We start from the raw sequence: 18,333 nt of genomic DNA on the forward strand, positions 1-18,333 counted from the left end.
CCGCTCTCACGTTAGGCAGAGGAGGGCGCACGCGCCTCCCCCCTTCGGCGGACTGCGCAAGGCGGACCCCGATTCGCGGGTGTGCGATCAGTGGGCCGAGATGAACCCGGTGCGATAGGCGCGCACCACCGCCTGCACACGATCCCGTACGCCGAGTTTCAAGAGGATGCTCGAGACGTGCGTCTTCACGGTCGCCTCGCCCACGTACAGCTCGGCCGCGATCTCGGCGTTCGAGAGGCCGTCGGCGAGCAGCCGGTAGACCTCCGCCTCGCGTTCGGTCAGGTCGCCGAGCCGCGGATCGGCGTCGCCGCGCGCGCCCTCGTCGTCGCTCGCGCCATCCGCGGAGCCGTAGCGCGCGATCACGCGACGTGTCACGGCGGGCGCGAGCAGGGCGTCGCCCCGGGCGAGCACGCGGACGGCATCGACGAGTTGTTCGGGGCTCGCCGTCTTCAGCAGGAACCCGGAGGCTCCCGCGTCGAGCGCCTGGAACAGGTAGTCGTCGCGGTCGAAGGTCGTGAGCACGAGGACCGCAGGCGGCTCCGATCCGGCGATGATCCGCCGGGTCGCCTCGAGCCCGTCGACCTCCGGCATCTGGACGTCCATGCACACGACGTCGGGGGCGAGTTGCACTGCCAGCTCGGAACCGGTCCGCCCGTCGCCGGCCTCGCCGATCACCTCGATGTCGGGCTGGGCATCGAGGATCACCCGGAACCCGGTGCGGACGAGCGCCTGGTCGTCGACCAGCAGCACACGGATCACGACGTCGCCTCCGGCAGGGGGATGCGGGCGCGCACGAGGTAGCCGCCCCGGCTGCGCGGCCCGATCTCGAGAGTGCCGCCGGACGCGGCGACGCGCTCCTTCATCCCGAGCTGGCCGAGGCCACCGGGCAGCCGACGCGGCGCGGCTCCGCCGGTGTTCGCGACCTCGACCTCGACGAATCCTGCGCCGAACCGCAGCCGGACGTCGGCGGTCGCGTCGGCGCCCGCGTGCTTGCGCACATTGGTCAGCGCCTCCTGCGCCACCCGGTACAGGTTGACACTCGCGATCTCCGGCACCGGCGTGGGGTCGCCGACGATGGTGAGGTTCGTCGGAACCCCCGCCTGGGCAGATGCCGACACGAGCTCGGGCAGGTGGTCGACCCCCGGCCGGCCGTCGCCGACCTCGTGCGGATCGCGCAGCGTGGTGAGCATCGTGTGCAGCTCGGCGATCGTCGCGCGGCTGGTCTGCTCGATCGTGCTGAGCGCCGCGGATGCAGCCTCGGGATCGCTCTGCATGACCGTCCGCGCCGCTCCGGCCTGGATGCCGATCACGCTCACATGGTGCGCGACGGCGTCGTGGAGCTCGCGCGCGATCCGGATGCGATCGAGCTCGACGGCCTGCTCGGCACTGCGCTCGCGGAGCAGCTCGAGCTCGCGGGTCCGTGCTTCGAGTTCTGCGTGCTGCCGTGCCGACGCGAAGCTGCGGTTGCCGAACCACCACGCCCCGGCGAAGTAGAGGAGGTTGATCACGATCTGGATCAACAGGTAGGCGACGAGCGGCGAGAGCGCCCCGGCGGATGAGTAGGTGTCGAGCATCTCGGGATCGGTCGCGCTCTGGAACAGCGCGAGGATCAGCCAGATCGCCATCACGGCGATGACGAACGCGCGTGCCCCGTTCGCGAGCCCGCGGTGCGACACCCACGCCCCCACCGTGTACAACGCCATGAAGAGGGTGATGTTGATGACCAGCAGTTCGGGCACCTGCAGCGATCCGCAGGCGATGAATCCTGCGGCGACGGCGACGAGCGCGACGATCGGGTGGCTCCGGCGCACCGCCAACGGCAGGGTCGTGAGGGCGAGCAGCGCGATCGTCAACGTGCCCTCGGCGGGCTCGGTGTACACCCCGGCGATCCGATAGAGCTGCTGGCTGAGCACGGCGACGACGAAGAGGCCTGCGGCGCCGACGGCGTCGATGCCGCGTTCGCGGCGGGTGGCGGGCTGCCGCGACCAGCCCGCCGCGGAGGTTCCGCGCGGTGGCAGGGTCTGGGTCACGCGGTGAGCCTAGGCTGCACCGTCCGCGCGCGCCTCCATCTCACGGGGGAGCGCGGAGTCGTCGGCGAGCCTTTCGCGGATGCGCTGCGATGCGGTCTGGAACGCGCGCAACTCGTCGTCGGTCAGCACGTCCAAGAACCAGGCCCGGATCGCATCGGTGTGGTCCCGTGTCGCGCGGATCACCGTTCGGCGGCCGTCGGGCGTGAGGGCGACCCACACGCCGCGTGCGTCGGTGTCGCATGCGGAGCGTTCGACGAGACCGCGGGCGACCATGCGGGTCACCTGATGCGACACGCGGCTCTTCTCCCACGCGAGCTCGTCGGCGAGCTCTCCGGTGCGCAGTCGCCGCTCCGGCGCCGTCCAGAGGGTGAGCAGCAGAAGGTATTCCGGATGCGAGATGCCGGCGTCGGCCTGCAGGCGGCGGTCGAGGGCGTGCGTCAACTCTCGGCCGGCGCGGTGGTAGTCGCGCCAGACGTCCCAGTCCTCGGGATTGACTTCGGACAGCGTCGACACCCGGAAAGGATAGCGCGCGGAATAAGTTGATGTGTCAACCGTTATGCTTGCTGACACGTCAACTACCTCGGAGGACACCCACATGAGCACCCCGCTCCGCATCGCCATCATCATCGGCAGCACGCGCCCGACGCGAATCGGACACCAGGTCGGAGAGTGGGTGCACGAGCACGCCAACCGCCTCGGCGCCGCCGACTACGAGATCATCGACCTCGCCGAGGTCGACCTGCCGCTGCTCGACGAGCCGATGTCGGCATCCGCGGGTCAGTACACCCACGAGCACACCAAGAAGTGGGCCGAGCGCATCGCGCCGTTCGACGGCTTCATCTTCGTCACCCCCGAGTACAACCACGCGCCGAACGCGGCCCTCGTGAACGCCCTCTCCTTCCTCTACGCGGAGTGGAACGACAAGTCCGCCGCGCTCGTCAGCTACGGCTACACCGCGTCGGGCGCTCGCGCCGCCGACATGCTCCGCCCGATCCTCGGCGAGCTGCAGGTCGCCGACGTCCGCCAGCAGCTCGTGTTCTCCATCCCGGTCGACTTCGAGAACTACACCGTCTTCAAGCCGGGTGAGCAGCACATCTCGTTCCTCCAGGTGCTCACCGAGCAGCTCGAGGCCTGGGGCCGCGCCCTCAAGGTCGTCCGCGCCGAGAAGGCGCTGGCCCGCGCCGCCGCCTGATCACGGCCTGAACGACCACGCGCCCGGTGCACAGTGAGTGCGCCGGGCGCGTGTCTATTCTCGACACATGGCGGTGGCTTCCGATCTCCCGACCCCGGATGAGGTCACGGCTCTCGTGCGCCGATGGCTCGCGAAGGCCGCGACCGCCGATCGCGATCCGAGCGCGGAGCGCCTTGCGGGCCTCCTGAAAGATCCCGTCGGACTCGAGTTCACCCTCGGCTTCGTCGACCGCGTGGTCCGGCCGGAAGACCTGCGCGTAGCCGCCCGCAACCTCGAGCGTCTGTCGCGGCGAGTGCCCCGGTTCCTGCCCTGGTACCTGCGCGCGCTCGTCGTGATCGGCGGCGGCGTCGGGGTGCTCGTGCCCTGGCCGGTCATCCCCCTCGCACGGCGGGTGCTGCGTCGCATGGTCGAGCACCTCGTGATCGACGCGACGCCGGATCGCCTCGGCGCGAGTCTCACCCGCCTCCGGGGCCAGGGCGCGCGCCTCAACATCAACCTCCTCGGCGAGGCCGTGCTCGGTGAGAAGGAGGCGCAGCGGCGCCTCGACGGCACACGCGAGCTGCTCGAGCGCAGCGACGTCGACTACGTCTCCATCAAGGTCTCGTCGGTCGCCGCGCAACTGTCGATGTGGGGCTTCGACGAGACGGTCGAGCGGGTCGTGCGGCGTCTCACGCCCCTCTACGAGTACGCGGCGAGCTCGCGCACCGCCAAGTTCATCAACCTCGACATGGAGGAGTACCGCGACCTCGACCTGACGATCGCGGTGTTCACCCGCCTCCTCGATCAGCCGGCCTTGCGTGGGCTCGAGGCCGGGATCGTGCTGCAGGCCTACCTTCCCGACTCCGTGGCCGCACTGCACGAGCTCACGGCGTGGGCGCGTCGCCGCGTCGCATCCGGCGGGGCGGGCATCAAGGTGCGGATCGTCAAGGGCGCGAACCTCGCCATGGAGCGCGCCGACGCCGAGCTGCACGGGTGGCCGCTCGCGACCTGGCCCAGCAAGCGCGCCACCGACACCAACTACAAGCGGATGCTCGTGGCGGCGCTCACCCCCACCGCGACCGACGCCGTGCGGATCGGTGTGGCCGGCCACAACCTCTTCGACCTCGCGTTCGCGTGGCTGCTCGCGAGCGGGCGTGGTGTCGAGAGTCGCGTCGACATCGAGATGCTGCTCGGGATGGCGACGGCGCAGGCGCAGGCGGTTCGTGCCGACACACGGCGGCTCCTTCTCTACACGCCGGTCGTGCATCCGGCCGAGTTCGACTCCGCCATCAGCTACCTCGTGCGACGGCTGGAAGAGAACGCATCCGACGAGAACTACATGTCGGCCGTCTTCGACCTCGCCGACGACGAGCGTGCCTTCGCACGTGAGGCGGAGCGTTTCGCGGATTCCCTCGCGGGGCTCGACGACGAGATCCCGCCCCCGAACCGCACGCAGAACCGTCTGAGCGCCGCGCTTCCCCGCACCTCGCGCGCTTTCCACAATGAGCCCGACACCGATCCCGCGCTCGTCGCGAATCGGGTGTGGGGCCGCTCGGTGCTCGAGCGCTCGGCCACGAGCAGGCTCGGCGTCGACGGCATCGCGGCGGCCCGCGTCGACGACCCGAACCGGCTCGATGAGATCGTGCGTCGCGGAGCCGAGGCGGGCGCGCGCTGGGGGACCGTGCCGCCCGCCGCGCGCGCCGAGCTGCTCGACCAGGTCGCCGAGGTGCTGGCCGTGTATCGCGGGCGTCTCGTGGAGGTTATGGCCGCGGAGACCGGCAAGACGATCGCCGAAGCCGACGTCGAGGTGAGCGAGGCGGTCGACTTCGCCTCGTACTACGCCGAGCGCGCGCGGGAGCTCGCCGGCATCCGGGACGCGCGCTTCGAGCCCGTGGCGCTCACCCTCGTGACACCGCCGTGGAACTTCCCGGTCTCGATCCCCGCGGGTGGGGTCCTCTCGGCGCTCGCCGCCGGCAGCGCGGTGATCCTCAAGCCTGCGCCGCAGTCCCGCCGTGCGGGCGCGGTGCTCGCCGAGGCCATGTGGGAGGCGGGCGTGCCGCGAGAGTTGCTCGCGCTCGTCGACATCGAGGAGGGTGACCTTGGTCGGCGTCTCGTCACGGCGCCCGCGATCGGGCGCGTCGTGCTGACGGGGTCGTCCGAGACCGCCGAGCTGTTCCGTTCGTGGCGACCGGACCTGCCGCTCCTCGCCGAGACGAGCGGCAAGAACGCGATCGTCGTGACCCCGTCCGCCGACCTCGACCTCGCCGCCAAAGACATCGTGCAGAGCGCGTTCGGCAACGCGGGGCAGAAGTGCTCCGCGGCGTCGCTCGCGATCCTCGTGGGGTCGGTCGGCGAGTCCGAGCGCTTCCGTCGCCAGCTCGCCGATGCCGTCGCGAGCCTCTCGGTCGGCTACCCGCAGGATCCGGCCGTGACCGTCGGCCCCCTCGTCGAGCCGGTGCAGGGCAAGCTCGCGCGGGGCCTCACCCGTCTCGCCGAGGGCGAATCCTGGCTCGTGAAGCCGCGTCAGCTCGACGGCACCGACCGGCTCTGGGCGCCGGGCGTGCGCGACGGGGTCGTGGCCGGATCCGACTTCCATCGCACCGAGTTCTTCGGGCCCGTGCTCGGGATCATGCGCGCCGCCGATCTCGACGAGGCGCTCGCACTGCAGAACGGGGTGGCCTACGGCCTGACGGCGGGCATCCACTCGCTCGACCTCGACGAGGTCTCGGCCTGGATCGACCGGGTACAGGCAGGCAATCTCTACGTGAACCGGCCGATCACGGGCGCGATCGTCCGCAGGCAGCCCTTCGGCGGCTGGAAGCGTTCGAGCGTCGGCCCGGGCGCGAAGGCGGGCGGACCGAACACCCTCCTCGTGCTGGGCGCGTGGCGCGATGTGCCGTTGGAGCCCGCGGGCGATCTGCGCCTCGACGGTCTCGCGCACGGTCCGCGTGCGGTCGTGGAGGCGTTCCAGCCGACCCTCGACTACGCGGGCTTCGACCGGGTGCGTCGCGGGGCGTTCTCGGATGCGCAGGCGTGGGAGGCGGAGTTCGGTGTCGCCCGGGATGCCTCCGGCCTCGGGGTCGAGCGGAACATCCTGCGCTACCGGCCCACGCCCGTGACGGTGCGGCTCGCCGAGGGGGCGGCGCTCGCCGACCTCGTCCGCGTGCTCGCCGCCGGTGCCCGGGCCGGATCTCGGTTGGCGATCAGCTCGGCCGCACCTCTGCGCATCGACCGGGTCGCGCGGGAGCTCGGCTGGACCTCCGTCGTCGAGAGCGACGCCGCGTTCGCGACGCGTGCGGCCCGCGAGCTGCCCGCGCGCATCCGCCTGGTCGGAGGCGACGCTGCAGCGCTCGCGCACGCGCTCGGCGGCAGCATCGACGTCGCCATCTACGCGGGAGAGGTGACCTCGGCGGGCAGAATCGAACTGCTGCCGTTCCTGCACGAGCAGGCGGTGTCGATCACGGCCCACCGCTTCGGCAACCCCGACCCGGCCATGATCGGGCTGCCGGTCTGATCCGAGCGTCCGGCGTCCGGCGTCCGGCGTAGCGTGGTCGCATGAGCATCCCCTCCCTCACCCTCAACACCGGTGCCGAGATCCCCCAGCTCGGCCTCGGCACCTGGCCCCTCGACGACGCCCAGGTGGCCGATGCGGTGGAGGCCGCGGCGGCTCTCGGATACCGGCACATCGACACGGCCACGCGCTACGGCAACGAGGCGGGTGTGGGCGAGGGGATCCGTCGCACGGGCATCCCGCGCGAGGAGTTCTTCGTCACCACGAAGCTCGACGGCGACTTCCAGGGCGACGACCGGGCGATCGGAGGCCTCGAGGCCGCCCTCGACCGCATGGGGCTCGACTACGTGGATCTGCTGCTCATCCACTGGCCGCTGCCGCAGCGCGGGGAGTTCATCTCCACCTGGAGGACCTACGAACGTCTGCACGCCGACGGCCGTGCCCGCGCGATCGGAGTCTCCAACTTCCGCACGGAGCACCTCGACACCGTGCTCGCCGAGACGGACGTCGTTCCCGCGGTCAACCAGATCCAGCTGAATCCCTACATCACGCGACCCGCGCAGCGCGCCTACGGCGTCGCGCACGGGATCGTCACCGAGTCGTGGAGCCCGCTCGGTGGGCAGGGTGCGCGGGTGATCGACGAGCCCGTCGTGGTGCAGGTGGCGACGGAGCTCGGCCGCACCCCGGCGCAGGTCGTGCTCCGGTGGCACGTGCAGCAGGGTCTCGTCGCGATCCCGAAGTCGGCGAGCCCCGAGCGGATGCGCGAGAACCTCGCGATCTTCGACTTCGAGCTCTCGGACGCCCACATGGCGACCCTCGCCACCCTCTCGCAGGGCCCGGACGCCGGGGTCGACTCGGCGACCACGGGTCACTGAGGCGGGCGCTGGCCGGCTCGGGTCAGTCGGCGCTCAGCGCGCTGTCGACGATCGCGCGGACACGCTCTGCGGGGATGCCGTCCTCGTTCGCGGCCCTGGCCAGCTGGGCGGCGAGCTGCTCGACGCGACGCTCGGCGGCGTCCGATGACCAGGCGGCGAAGGTGCCCGCCCGCCCGCGGGTCTCGAGCGCTCCCACCTCCTCGAGCTCCTTGTAGGCGCGGGCGACCGTGCCGGGGGCGAGGTCGAGTTCCGCGGCGAGCTGTCTCACCGGTGGCAGGCGGGTGCCGGGCGCCAGCGTGCCGTCCTGCATCCGCTCGAGGAGCGCGCGTCGCAGCTGCTCGAACGGGGGCGTCGGCGACGCGGCGTCGATCGTGAGGCGCATCAGTCGTAGTTGCGATGGATGAGGTGGCTGAGGATGATCGCGCTGCGCGTGTGGTCGACGCTCGGCGCGATCCGCACGCGTTCGAGCGCGTCCTCGAGGCTCGGGATGTCGCGGGAGCGCATGTGGACGACCGCGTCGGCCGACCCCGTGACGGTGTAGGCGTCGACGACCTCGGGCACCTGCCCGAGGATGCGCTTCAACTCGTCGGGTGCGACGGTGCCGCGGCAGAAGAGTTCGACGTAGGCTTCGGTGGTCATGCCGTCGACTGCAGGGTCGACCTGGATGGTGAAGGCGCGGATCACGCCGTCAGCGACGAGGCGGTCGACGCGCCGCTTCACGGCGGAGGCCGAGAGGCCGACGCGGTCTCCGATGTCACCGTAGCCCGCCCGCGAGTTCTGGCGGAGCATGTCGAGAATGCCGTAGTCGATGTTGTCCACCACGACAGTGTACGCGCGTTCGTTGCGTCAGAGCACCTATTCGCGCAGGATTCCCGCAGCCTGCGGCGATTGCTGCGAGAAGTGTGCGTGCGAGACTGAACGGATGACCCTCGCCGACCCCACTCCGCGCACCGAGGATCGCCGCGCGACCGCTCGGACCGTCCTCATGTGCCGCCCCGAGTTCTTCACCGTGGCCTACCGGATCAACCCGTGGATGCATCCCGATCAGCCCACCGACACCGGCACCGCGCTCGAGCAGTGGGAGGCGCTCTACCGCCTCTACCTCGAGCTCGGCATCGACGTGCAGCTCGTCGATCCGATCGACGGCCTGCCCGACATGGTCTACGCCGCGAACGGCGGGTTCGTGCTCGACGGCATCGCCTATGGTGCGCGCTTCCAGTTCCCCGAGCGCGGCCCCGAAGGGCCCGCCTACATGGACTGGTTCGCCGCGAACGGTTTCGAGGTGCGCCAGCCGGTCTCGACCAACGAGGGAGAGGGCGACTTCCTGCTCGTCGGCGAGACGATCTTCGCGGGCACCGGATTCCGCTCCGACGCCGCGAGCCACGACGAGCTGCGTCGCATCTACGACCGCGAGGTCGTGACGCTCCGCCTCGTCGACCCCGCGTTCTACCACCTCGACACCGCGTTCGCCGTGCTCGACTCCGCGGGCGGGCCGGCATCCGTCGCCTACCTGCCGAAGGCATTCGACGACGCGAGCCGCGCGATCCTCGAGCAGCGCTTCCCGGAGGCGATCCACGTGAACGACGCGGATGCCGCCGTGCTCGGTCTCAACAGCTTCAGCGACGGCCGCAATGTGGTGATCGCGTCGCGGGCGACCGACTTCGAGCGCCAGCTGCGCGAGCGCGGCTTCGTGCCGCACGGCGTCGACCTGTCGGAGCTGCTGCTCGGCGGTGGGGGCGTGAAGTGCTGCACGCTGGAGTTGCGGCGATGAGTGCCGGCGCCGCCTCCGAGACCGCGCGCTACCTTGCGCAGGCCGACGAGTTCGGCGCGCACAACTACCACCCGCTGCCGATCGTGGTGGCTGAGGCGTTCGGCGCCTGGGTGACCGACGTCGAAGGCAAGAGGTACCTCGACTGCCTCGCCGCCTACTCCGCGCTCAACTTCGGGCACGGGCATCCGGTGCTCGTCGACGCGGCCAAGGCCCAGCTCGACCGCCTGACCCTCACGAGCCGGGCGTTCCACAACGATCGCCTCGGACCCTTCCTCGAGGGGCTCGCGCGGCTCGCCGGCAAAGAGATGGTGCTCCCGATGAACACGGGGGCCGAGGCCGTGGAGTCGGCGATCAAGGTCGCCCGCGCGTGGGGCTACCGCGTGAAGGGGGTCGAACACGATCGCGCCACGATCGTCGTCGCGAACGGCAACTTCCACGGCCGCACCACCACCATCGTGAGCTTCTCGGACGATCCGGACGCGCGCGCCGACTTCGGCCCCTATACGCCCGGATTCGTCTCGGTGCCCTACGGAGACGCGGATGCGCTCGCCGCCGCGGTCGACGACGACACCGTCGCCGTGCTCATCGAGCCCATCCAGGGCGAGGCGGGCATCGTGATCCCGCCCGACGGGTACCTGGCGGCGGTGCGCCGCATCACGCGCGAGAGGAACGTGCTCTTCATCGCCGACGAGATCCAGTCCGGCCTCGGACGCACGGGCGCGACGTTCCATTGCGAGAACGTCGGCGTGATCCCGGACCTCTACCTGCTCGGCAAGGCGCTCGGCGGCGGGATCGTGCCGGTCAGTGCGGTCGTAGGCGACGCATCCGTGCTCGGGGTGCTGCGTCCGGGGGAGCACGGGTCGACCTTCGGCGGCAACCCGCTCGCCGCCGCGGTGGGGCTCGCGGTCGTCGGCCTGCTGGAGTCGGGCGACTACCAGCGGCGCGCGGCGGCGCTCGGCGCCCGGATGCGGCAGCGGCTCGACGCGCTCGTGGGCCGCGGTGTCGTCGAGGTGCGGTCGGCGGGGCTCTGGGCGGGGGTCGACATCGACCCCGCGCTCGCGACCGGACGTGAGGTCGCGGAGCGGCTCGCCGAACGAGGCGTGCTCGCGAAGGACACCCACGGGTCGACCATCCGCCTCGCCCCGCCGATCGTGGTGGAGCCCGAGGAGCTCGACTGGGCCGTCGACCAGCTGGAGGCGGTGCTCGCCGAGCTGGCATCCGCCTAGCCCCCGCCCCCGCCCTCGACCCCGTGAGAGTACGCACTTGTGCGTACTCTCACGCGTCGGGGTACGCAGAAGTGCGTACTCTCACGGGGATGAGAGCCCGGCGCGGCGGGGGCGCGCGGCGTAGCGTGGGAGCGTGTCTGTGCTGACCCCTGAGCTGCTCGAGCGCATCCGCTCGCGCGCCGCCGCCTACGACCGCGACAACGCCTTCTTCGACGAGGATCTCGCCGAGCTCCGTGAGGCGGGGTACCTGCGTCCGCGGAGCCTCCTCGAGAGCGTCCGCGATCAGCGGCTGCTCGCCGCCTACGCACCCGCGACGGCGCTCGCGGTCAACATGCACCTCGTGGTGGTCGGCATCGCGCGCACGCTCGCCGACCGCGGCGACGACTCCCTCGCGTGGGTGCTCGCGGATGCGGAGGCCGGCGAGCTCTTCGCCTTCGGCAACAGCGAGCCCGGCAACGACCTGGTCATGTGGGACTCGCTCACCGTCGCCGAACGCGCGGAGACCCCCGTCGCCGGTTACGCCTTCACCGGCACGAAGATCTTCACCTCGCTCGCGCCCGCATGGACGCGCCTGATCGTGTTCGGCAAGCAGACCGACGGGCCTGACGGCCCTCGGCTCGTGCATGGCATCCTCACTCGCGACGACGCCGGGGTCACCACCCTCGACGACTGGGACACCCTCGGGATGCGCGCCACGCAGTCTCGCACCACGAAGCTCGACCACGCGGTCATCCCGGACGACCGCATCGTGCGCTTCCTTCCGGTGGGCCCCAACGCCGACCCGTTCATCTTCGCCCTGTTCGCCAACTTCCTGACCCTCATCGCCGCCGTCTACGCGGGCATCGCCGACCGCGCACTCGAGCTCGCGGTCGAGGCGTCGCAGAAACGCACGAGCCTCAAGAACGGCGGGGCAGCCTATGCCGCGGATCCCGACATCCGGTGGCGTGCCGCCGACGCCGCTCTCGCGCTCGACGCCCTCGCCCCGCAGCTCGAGACGATCGCGGCCGACGTCGACGGCCTCGCGGATCGCGGCGCGCGTTGGTTCCGCGACCTCACGGGCGTGAAGCACCGCTCCACCGAGACCGCGCGCTACGTCGTCGATCAGGCGATGCGCCTGGCCGGCGGAGGCGGTTATCGCTCCTCGAGCGAACTCGTGCGGCTGCAGCGCGATGTGCTGGCAGGCATCTACCACCCCTCCGACACCGAGTCGGTGCACGCGACGGTCGCCACGAACCTCTTCGGGCCGATCTGAGTCCCCTCCGTCCGGCTAATCTGACCCCATGACCGGACCGCTCCTCTTCATCGGCGACTCGATCACCGACGCGGGTCGTCGCACCGACCCCGAGGGGCTGGGCGACGGGTACGTGCGGCGCGTCGCGGAGTCGTTCGCGCAGCGCGGCGATCAGCGCGAGATCGTCAACCGTGGCATCTCGGGTGATCGCATCGGCGACCTCCGCGACCGGTGGGAGACCGACGTGCTCGCGCTCGCGCCGTCCACCTTGTCCGTCTACGTCGGGATCAACGACACCTGGCGCCGCTTCGATCATGGAGTCGTGACCGAGGCCGAGCACTTCGAGGCGGTCTACCGCGGGATGCTCGAGGAGGCTGTCGCCGGATCCGCTCCCCGCCTCGTGCTCGTCGAGCCGTTCCTCACACCGGTCCGCGACGAACAGCACGAATGGCTGGGTGATCTGGAGGGCAAACGCGACGCGGTCGCCGCCCTCGCGAGTGCGTTCCAGGCGGCGTTCGTGCCGCTGCACCGCATCCTCACGAACGCCGCCGCCCACCACGGGCCGGAGGCGATCGCGGCGGACGGGGTGCACCCCACGCCCCTCGGATCCGAGCTGATCGCCGAGGCGTGGGAGGCCGCGGAGGGTTCGATCGACCGCTGACCGGCTGTGCCTCGGGCGCCACACCCGGCAGGATGGGTGTCATGTTCGATCTCCCACTGCAGCCGATCACCGTAGGTACCTCCGGGTTGGGCAAGCGCCCCGGAGCCGATCTCGGTCTCGCCAAGGCGATTCTCACGTCGCGGTTCCGGCAGGCGGACACCTCGAACAACTATTCCGATGGTGAGAGCGAGCGGACGCTCGGCGTCGCCATCCGCGAACTCGGCGGCCTTCCCGATGACCACGTGGTCTTCTCGAAGGGCGACCAGGACCCGGTGACCGGCGCGTTCACGGGCGACCGGATGCGGCGCTCCTTCGAGGAGTCGACCTCCCGCCTCGGCCTCGAGACGCTGCCGCTCTACCAGCTGCACGATCCGTACTCGATCTCGGTGTCGCAGGCGATGGCCCCGGGTGGTGCGGTCGATGTGCTGCTGCGGCTGCGGGAGGAAGGGCGGATCGGCGCGATCGGCGTCGCCGCGGGCACGCTCGCGCTCATGGAGGAGTACGTGCGTACCGACGTCTTCGACGTCGTGCTCACCCACAACCGATACACGGTGGTCGACCGTTCGGCGAACACCCTCATCGACCTCGCGACCGAGCGCGGCATGACCGTCTTCAACGCGGCACCGTTCGGCGCGGGCATCCTCGCGGGTGGGAACTTCCGCGGCCAGACCTACGGTTACGCCCAGCCGAGCCCCGAGTTCCTCGCGCACATCGACGCGTACCGGGCCCTCTGCGCCGAGTGGGGGGTCGACCCCGCGACGGCGGCGCTGCACTTCTCGATGCGCGATCCGCGGATCCACACGACGGTGGTCGGGATCAACTCGGTCCAGCGCCTCGACGAGCTCGGCGCGCACGCCGATGCGGTCATCGACGTGGAGTTCTGGGCCGCACTGGATGCCCTCGGCGAGCCGCCGGAGTCGCCGACCGACTGACGTCGGCCCTCAGGGCTTCGCGTACACGGCGCGCGCGAGGGCGTCGAGCACGAGAGCGGAGCGCGGGCCGAAGCTGAGTATCTCGGCATCCGCCATGTCGACGAAGCGGCGGTGCTGGCCTGCCGTGGTGAGAGCGATCGCGGGCTTCGCGGCGAGCAGGCCGTCGACCCCTCCCGCGGAGCTGAGCCCGTCGGTCATCACGAGGATGAGGTCGGGATCCGCCTCGATCATCGCTTCGTCGGTCATCGGGCGCGAGCCCTCCCAGCCGAGCTCGGACGCGACATCCCGCGCGCCGAGGGCCTCGATGAGGTGGTCGGCACCCGACTCCTGACCGAAGAGGTAGTAGATGCCCGAGGATCCGCGCAGGTAGAGGAACATCACGCGCAGCTTGTCGGCGGGATCGGTCGGCGCGATCTCGGTGATCTGCGCGACGGTGTCGGCGACCTCGGCCGCGATCCGGTCGCCGAGGGCGGCACCCGCTTCCGGTACCCCGAGCGCCGCGCCGACGTCGCGCGCGAGCGTCGACGCCCCCTCGAAGCTCGCCTCGTTGTCGAGGAACACGACGGTCACCCCCGAGCTGCGCAGCTGCTCGAGCACGTCGCGCGGACCGACCGTGCCGTCCGTGATGATGAGCGTCGGACGAAGCGCGAGCACGCTCTCGGCGCTCACCGAGTGGGCACCGGAGGTGACGATCGGGAGGTCCTCGACGCCAGGGAACTGCGTCGACATGTCGCGGCCGACGAGCGAATCCCCGAGCCCGAGGCCCCACACGGTCGCCGCGAGCGACCCGGCGATGTCGAGGGCGATGATCCGGGACGTGTCGGTGACTTGCACCTCGCGCTCGCCGTCGGGGTCGTGCGAGACGATCGTCGCGGGGAGCGTCTGCGCGGGATCGGTGGCGATCGGCTCGATCGCGTCAGCCGCGACGACCGCCGTGGACGGGCCCTCCGCCGCCTTCGGATCCGGGTACAGCTCGAGCTCGGTGAGCGGCGTTCGGTCGCCGGTCGGCTCGGGCGATCCGGAGTCGGACGTGCCGGAGGGGGCCGCGCATCCGGCGAGGATCGCGAGGCCTGCCAGAGCCGCGAGGCCCGCGATGGCGGGTCGGGCGGCTCGGATCACGCGACAACTCTAGGCGAGATGAGGTGAGCCTAACCTGAGCGTGAGAATCGACCCGACTTGTCGATTTCCCAGCACGCGTGAGGCGGACGTCCAGGCAGCGTTCCTAGCATGAGTCTCGTTCCCGCGGCGGCGCTGTGGTGGTCGCCGCCGCGGGAGATCCCCCCGGAGCGGTTCTCGCTCCTTCAACGGCCCGCCCCGGCCCCTCCTCGGCGGGCCGTTCTTCTGCGTTCGGGATGTTCAGCAGCATTCCGGAGCCGCGGTCCGAATCGCCCTGCACGCGAAACAACGGCGCAACATCGTCAACGTAGGCTCATGTCATGGGCGACCTTTTCGAAGGCTATGGCGCCGTCGCCACACGCCGGCGGGGCGCTTCCCCGTGGGACGAGATGTTCGCGGGCCCGGCCACAACCCGCGCCGCGTATCGCGACATCCACGCCGCGCTCGCCCGAATGACGCAGGAGGAGCTGCGCGGCCGCACCGAGTCGCTCGCCAACTCCTACCTGGCGCAGGGCGTCACTTTCGACTTCGCGGGTGAGGAGCGACCCTTCCCCCTCGACGCGGTGCCGAGGGTCATCGAGCAGGCCGAGTGGTCGAGGGTCGAGGCGGGCGTCAAGCAGCGGGTGAAGGCGCTCGAGGCCTTCCTCTCGGATGTCTACGGCACGCAGCGAGCGGTTCTCGACGGGGTCATCCCGGCGAGCCTCATCAGCTCGTCGAGCCACTTCCACCGCGAGGCCGCCGGGATCGAGCCGGCGAACGGCGTGCGGATCCAGGTGTCGGGCATCGACCTCATCCGTGACGAGCAGGGCGGGTGGCGCGTCCTCGAAGACAACGTGCGCGTGCCGAGCGGCGTCTCGTACGTGATCTCTAACCGACGCGTGATGGCGCAGACTCTGCCGGAGCTGTTCGTCTCCATGCGGGTGCGACCCGTGGGCGACTATCCTCAGCGGCTGCTGGGGGCGCTGCGTGCGGCGGCCCCGGACGGCATCGAGGATCCGACGGTCGTGGTGCTCACGCCCGGCGTCTACAACTCGGCCTACTTCGAGCACACACTGCTCGCGCGCCTCATGGGTGTCGAACTCGTGGAGGGGCGCGACCTGTACTGCTCCGGCGGTCGGGTCTTCATGCGCACGACCGCGGGGCCGACCCGCGTGGATGTCATCTACCGCCGCGTCGACGACGAGTTCCTCGATCCGCTGCAGTTCCGGGCGGATTCGATGCTCGGGTCTCCGGGTCTCATGCTCGCGGCGCGTCTCGGGAACGTGACGATCGCGAACGCGGTCGGCAACGGCGTCGCCGACGACAAGCTCGTGTACACCTATCTGCCCGACCTGATCCGGTACTACCTGGGTGAGGATGCGATCCTGCCGAACGTGCAGACGTGGCGGCTGGAGGAGCCGGGCGCGCTCGAGGAAGTGCTCGATCGGCTCGACGAGCTGGTGATCAAGCCGGTGGATGGCTCGGGCGGCAAGGGCCTCGTGGTCGGGCCGGATGCGTCGAAGACGCAGCTGGACGATCTGCGGGCGCGGCTGCGTCGTGATCCGCGTGGCTGGATCGCGCAGCCGGTGGTGCAGCTGTCGACGATCCCGACGCTCGTCGACGACGGGTTGCGGCCTCGGCACGCGGACCTGCGACCGTTCGCGGTGAACGACGGATCCGACATCTGGGTGCTGCCCGGCGGGCTCACGCGCGTGGCGCTGCCGGAGGGGCAGCTCGTGGTGAACAGCTCGCAGGGTGGCGGCTCGAAGGACACCTGGGTCGTGGGTTCGGCGCCGCTCGTCTCGCACGATCACAACATCCAGGGCCTCGTGGCGGAGCAGGCGGCGGTGACCCAGGCGATCCCGATCATCGTGGAGCCGCACCTGCAGGACCACAACCCCCAGGACACCGTCCGTCAAGACCAGCAGCAGCAACAGCAGCAGTCGGTGGGTGCCATAGACATGGCTACGGACCCAGAGACACCGCCGCGCGGGTATCCCACGAGCCATAGCCATGTCTACGGCGAGGAAGGCACAGCAGAATGCTGAGTCGGATCGCGGAGAGCCTGTTCTGGATCGGGCGGTACATCGAGCGCAGCGACGGCACCGCGCGCATCCTCGACGTGCACCTGCAGCTGCTGCTCGAAGACCCCTGGATCGAAGAAAACCTCGCCTGCCGCTCGCTGCTGTCGGTCATGGGCGTGGAGGTCGGCCCCGACGAGGAACTCGAACGCGCCGACGTGCTCTCGATCCTCGCCGTCGACCGCAACCAGCCGGCATCCATCGCCTACTCTCTCGCCGCCGCACGCGAGAACGCCCGCCGCGCGCGCGAGGTCGTCTCGACCGAGCTGTGGGAGGTGCTGAACACCACCCGCAGCCGGATGCCGCGCAAGATCGCATCCGACAAGGTGCACGAGTTCTTCGGCTGGGTGCGCGAGCGGGCCGCCCTCGCCGTCGGCATCATCGAGTCGTCCGCGAGCCGCGATGAGGCCTGGAGCTTCTTCACACTCGGGCGCTCCCTCGAACGCGCCGACATGACCGCCCGGCTGCTCGCCACCCGGTCGCTCACCGAGGCGTCCGGCCCGAGCTGGACGACCATCCTCCGCTCGGTGGGGGCGTACGAGGCGTACCTGCGCACCTACCGCGGCATGCCGAGCGCGCGCAACGCCGCCGAGTTCCTTCTGCTCGACCGGCTCTTCCCCCGCAGCATCCTCTTCTCGGTGACTCGATCCGAGCAGTGCCTCCGCGAGATCGCACCTCGAAGCGACCGGGTGGGGGTTTCGGATCATGCGCTCCGGCTGCTCGGCCAGATCCGCTCCGAGCTCGAGTACCGCGCGATCGCCGACATCATCGAAGACCTTCCGCGCCACATGGATCAGGTGCAGGCGGCCACCAGCGCCGCCTCCGAAGTGATCCGGCAGCGGTACTTCCCGACGAACGCCGCGCCGAGCTGGGCGGGGGAGAGCACATGAACCGGCTGCGCATCCGCCACGTCACAGGCTTCCACTACGAGGGTTCTGCGACGGCGTCGTACAACGAGGCGCGCATGCTGCCCGTCACGGGCGACGGCCAGCTCGTGCTGTATTCGAACCTTGAGATCTCACCGATGTCGAGCACCCACAGCTACGTGGACTACTGGGGCACGCGCGTCTCGAGCTTCGAGATCCTGACCCCGCACGACGAGCTGAGCCTCACGGCGACGAGCCTCGTCGAGGTGCGTGCGCGCGACGCCCTCGACGGTCGCCTCGGATGGGAGGAGCTGAACGTCGGGACGGCGCGCGCCACCGAATACGTCGAGCAGCTGACCCAGACGAACCTCACCCGCCCGCCGCAGGAGGTCGTGGATCTCGCGACGGAGATCGTCGCGCAGCACGAGACCCCGTGCGATGCGGCGCTCGCGATCTGCACCGCGATCGGCGAGCAGATCGAGTACATGCCGGGTGTCACCGGGGTCTACACGACGGCGCGTGAGGCGTGGGAGCACCGCAAGGGCGTGTGCCAGGACATCACGCACCTCGCGATCGGCGCCCTGCGTTCCGTGGGCATCGCCGCGCGCTACGTCTCGGGTTACTTGCACCCGCAGCCGGATGCCGATGTCGGCGTGACGGTCGCGGGCGAGTCGCACGCGTGGGTGGAGTGGTACTGCGGACGTTGGCACGGCTTCGATCCGACGAACCTCATCGACATCGGCGACCGCCACGTGATCGTGGGCCGCGGCCGCGACTATAACGACGTCGCCCCTCTGCGCGGCGTGTACGCGGGCCCGTCGCGGTCGCGCCTGTTCGTGACGGTCGAGATCACGCGCGAGGCGTAGAGCGCCCGAGCTGCGAG

17 protein-coding genes are annotated in these 18,333 nt (G+C 70.6%); 11 read left to right on the forward strand and 6 right to left on the reverse strand.

Annotated elements, in window-relative coordinates; all coding sequences use genetic code 11:
* Window positions 1–87: 87 nt before the first annotated feature.
* From FVQ89_RS03475 to FVQ89_RS03485, 3 genes are read right to left on the reverse strand one after another with little or no spacing between them, the layout of a single operon-like run.
* Window positions 88–759: a response regulator transcription factor gene (locus FVQ89_RS03475; RefSeq protein WP_147900512.1), complete on the reverse strand. Its 672-nt coding sequence runs from the start codon at window positions 757–759 to the stop codon at window positions 88–90.
* Window positions 756–2,030, reverse strand: coding sequence for a sensor histidine kinase (locus FVQ89_RS03480; RefSeq protein WP_255513399.1), 1,275 nt, complete (start codon window positions 2,028–2,030; stop codon window positions 756–758). The genes FVQ89_RS03475 and FVQ89_RS03480 overlap by 4 nt, the downstream gene beginning before the upstream one ends.
* A gap of 9 nt (window positions 2,031–2,039) precedes the next feature.
* Window positions 2,040–2,543: a MarR family winged helix-turn-helix transcriptional regulator gene (locus FVQ89_RS03485; protein WP_187264880.1), complete on the reverse strand. Its 504-nt coding sequence runs from the start codon at window positions 2,541–2,543 to the stop codon at window positions 2,040–2,042.
* Window positions 2,544–2,625: 82 nt separating this feature from the next.
* Here FVQ89_RS03485 and FVQ89_RS03490 point away from each other — a divergent pair, with 82 nt between their 5' ends.
* The 3 genes from FVQ89_RS03490 to FVQ89_RS03500 all read left to right on the forward strand — a co-directional run bounded on the left by FVQ89_RS03490 (window position 2,626) and on the right by FVQ89_RS03500 (window position 7,587).
* Window positions 2,626–3,222 (forward strand): NADPH-dependent FMN reductase, encoded by a 597-nt coding sequence (locus FVQ89_RS03490; RefSeq protein WP_147900514.1) that lies wholly within the window; start codon window positions 2,626–2,628, stop codon window positions 3,220–3,222.
* 67 nt (window positions 3,223–3,289) lie between these two features.
* On the forward strand, window positions 3,290–6,715 hold the full coding sequence (locus FVQ89_RS03495) for a bifunctional proline dehydrogenase/L-glutamate gamma-semialdehyde dehydrogenase (protein WP_147900515.1): 3,426 nt from the start codon (window positions 3,290–3,292) through the stop codon (window positions 6,713–6,715).
* Between the two features lie 41 nt (window positions 6,716–6,756).
* Window positions 6,757–7,587 (forward strand): aldo/keto reductase, encoded by an 831-nt coding sequence (locus tag FVQ89_RS03500; RefSeq protein ID WP_147900516.1) that lies wholly within the window; start codon window positions 6,757–6,759, stop codon window positions 7,585–7,587.
* A 22-nt stretch (window positions 7,588–7,609) separates the two neighbouring features.
* On the opposite strand, the gene FVQ89_RS03505 is transcribed toward FVQ89_RS03500, so the two are convergent.
* Complete coding sequence (locus FVQ89_RS03505) at window positions 7,610–7,969, reverse strand: GntR family transcriptional regulator (protein WP_147900517.1); 360 nt, start codon at window positions 7,967–7,969, stop codon at window positions 7,610–7,612.
* On the reverse strand, window positions 7,969–8,406 hold the full coding sequence (locus tag FVQ89_RS03510; protein ID WP_147900518.1) for an Lrp/AsnC family transcriptional regulator: 438 nt from the start codon (window positions 8,404–8,406) through the stop codon (window positions 7,969–7,971). Before FVQ89_RS03510 ends, FVQ89_RS03505 begins: the two co-directional genes overlap by 1 nt.
* Before the next feature lie 103 nt (window positions 8,407–8,509).
* On the opposite strand from FVQ89_RS03510, the gene ddaH reads away from it, so the two are divergent.
* The 5 genes from ddaH (at window position 8,510) to FVQ89_RS03535 (ending at window position 13,408) form a co-directional block, all read left to right on the forward strand.
* The gene (gene ddaH / locus FVQ89_RS03515; RefSeq protein WP_147900519.1) at window positions 8,510–9,358 is read left to right on the forward strand and encodes a dimethylargininase; all 849 of its coding nucleotides are present in this window, start codon (window positions 8,510–8,512) and stop codon (window positions 9,356–9,358) included.
* Window positions 9,355–10,584: an ornithine--oxo-acid transaminase gene (rocD, locus tag FVQ89_RS03520; RefSeq protein ID WP_147900520.1), complete on the forward strand. Its 1,230-nt coding sequence runs from the start codon at window positions 9,355–9,357 to the stop codon at window positions 10,582–10,584. Before ddaH ends, rocD begins: the two co-directional genes overlap by 4 nt.
* A 133-nt stretch (window positions 10,585–10,717) precedes the next feature.
* On the forward strand, window positions 10,718–11,836 hold the full coding sequence (locus FVQ89_RS03525) for an acyl-CoA dehydrogenase family protein (RefSeq protein ID WP_147900521.1): 1,119 nt from the start codon (window positions 10,718–10,720) through the stop codon (window positions 11,834–11,836).
* A 28-nt stretch (window positions 11,837–11,864) separates the two neighbouring features.
* Window positions 11,865–12,476, forward strand: a complete 612-nt coding sequence (locus tag FVQ89_RS03530; RefSeq protein WP_147900522.1) for a GDSL-type esterase/lipase family protein — start codon at window positions 11,865–11,867, stop codon at window positions 12,474–12,476.
* A gap of 41 nt (window positions 12,477–12,517) precedes the next feature.
* Window positions 12,518–13,408: an aldo/keto reductase gene (locus FVQ89_RS03535; RefSeq protein ID WP_187264881.1), complete on the forward strand. Its 891-nt coding sequence runs from the start codon at window positions 12,518–12,520 to the stop codon at window positions 13,406–13,408.
* A 9-nt stretch (window positions 13,409–13,417) separates the two neighbouring features.
* Here the strand turns inward: FVQ89_RS03535 and FVQ89_RS03540 are convergent, their stop codons facing one another.
* Window positions 13,418–14,527 carry a hemin ABC transporter substrate-binding protein gene (locus FVQ89_RS03540; RefSeq protein WP_147900524.1) on the reverse strand — a complete coding sequence of 370 codons (1,110 nt, stop codon included), beginning with the start codon at window positions 14,525–14,527 and terminating at the stop codon, window positions 13,418–13,420.
* 317 nt (window positions 14,528–14,844) lie between these two features.
* On the opposite strand from FVQ89_RS03540, the gene FVQ89_RS03545 reads away from it, so the two are divergent.
* From FVQ89_RS03545 to FVQ89_RS03555, 3 genes are read left to right on the forward strand one after another with little or no spacing between them, the layout of a single operon-like run.
* Complete coding sequence (locus FVQ89_RS03545; RefSeq protein ID WP_147900525.1) at window positions 14,845–16,551, forward strand: circularly permuted type 2 ATP-grasp protein; 1,707 nt, start codon at window positions 14,845–14,847, stop codon at window positions 16,549–16,551.
* Window positions 16,545–17,474 carry an alpha-E domain-containing protein gene (locus FVQ89_RS03550; RefSeq protein WP_147900526.1) on the forward strand — a complete coding sequence of 310 codons (930 nt, stop codon included), beginning with the start codon at window positions 16,545–16,547 and terminating at the stop codon, window positions 17,472–17,474. Before FVQ89_RS03545 ends, FVQ89_RS03550 begins: the two co-directional genes overlap by 7 nt.
* Window positions 17,471–18,316 carry a transglutaminase family protein gene (locus FVQ89_RS03555; RefSeq protein ID WP_147900527.1) on the forward strand — a complete coding sequence of 282 codons (846 nt, stop codon included), beginning with the start codon at window positions 17,471–17,473 and terminating at the stop codon, window positions 18,314–18,316. Before FVQ89_RS03550 ends, FVQ89_RS03555 begins: the two co-directional genes overlap by 4 nt.
* The last annotated feature ends 17 nt before the right edge of the window (window positions 18,317–18,333 follow it).

This window comes from Homoserinibacter sp. GY 40078, assembly GCF_008017545.1.
Taxonomy (GTDB): Bacteria; Actinomycetota; Actinomycetes; order Actinomycetales; family Microbacteriaceae; genus Homoserinibacter.

Coding starts and splice junctions, on each gene's coding strand:
- FVQ89_RS03530 (WP_147900522.1), top strand. CDS start 11,865: ATGACCGGACCGCTCCTCTTCATCGGCGACTCGATCACCGACGCGGGT.
- FVQ89_RS03495 (WP_147900515.1), top strand. CDS start 3,290: ATGGCGGTGGCTTCCGATCTCCCGACCCCGGATGAGGTCACGGCTCTC.
- ddaH (WP_147900519.1), top strand. CDS start 8,510: ATGACCCTCGCCGACCCCACTCCGCGCACCGAGGATCGCCGCGCGACC.
- FVQ89_RS03555 (WP_147900527.1), top strand. CDS start 17,471: ATGAACCGGCTGCGCATCCGCCACGTCACAGGCTTCCACTACGAGGGT.
- FVQ89_RS03545 (WP_147900525.1), top strand. CDS start 14,845: ATGGGCGACCTTTTCGAAGGCTATGGCGCCGTCGCCACACGCCGGCGG.
- rocD (WP_147900520.1), top strand. CDS start 9,355: ATGAGTGCCGGCGCCGCCTCCGAGACCGCGCGCTACCTTGCGCAGGCC.
- FVQ89_RS03490 (WP_147900514.1), top strand. CDS start 2,626: ATGAGCACCCCGCTCCGCATCGCCATCATCATCGGCAGCACGCGCCCG.
- FVQ89_RS03550 (WP_147900526.1), top strand. CDS start 16,545: ATGCTGAGTCGGATCGCGGAGAGCCTGTTCTGGATCGGGCGGTACATC.
- FVQ89_RS03505 (WP_147900517.1), bottom strand. CDS start 7,969: ATGCGCCTCACGATCGACGCCGCGTCGCCGACGCCCCCGTTCGAGCAG.
- FVQ89_RS03535 (WP_187264881.1), top strand. CDS start 12,518: ATGTTCGATCTCCCACTGCAGCCGATCACCGTAGGTACCTCCGGGTTG.
- FVQ89_RS03500 (WP_147900516.1), top strand. CDS start 6,757: ATGAGCATCCCCTCCCTCACCCTCAACACCGGTGCCGAGATCCCCCAG.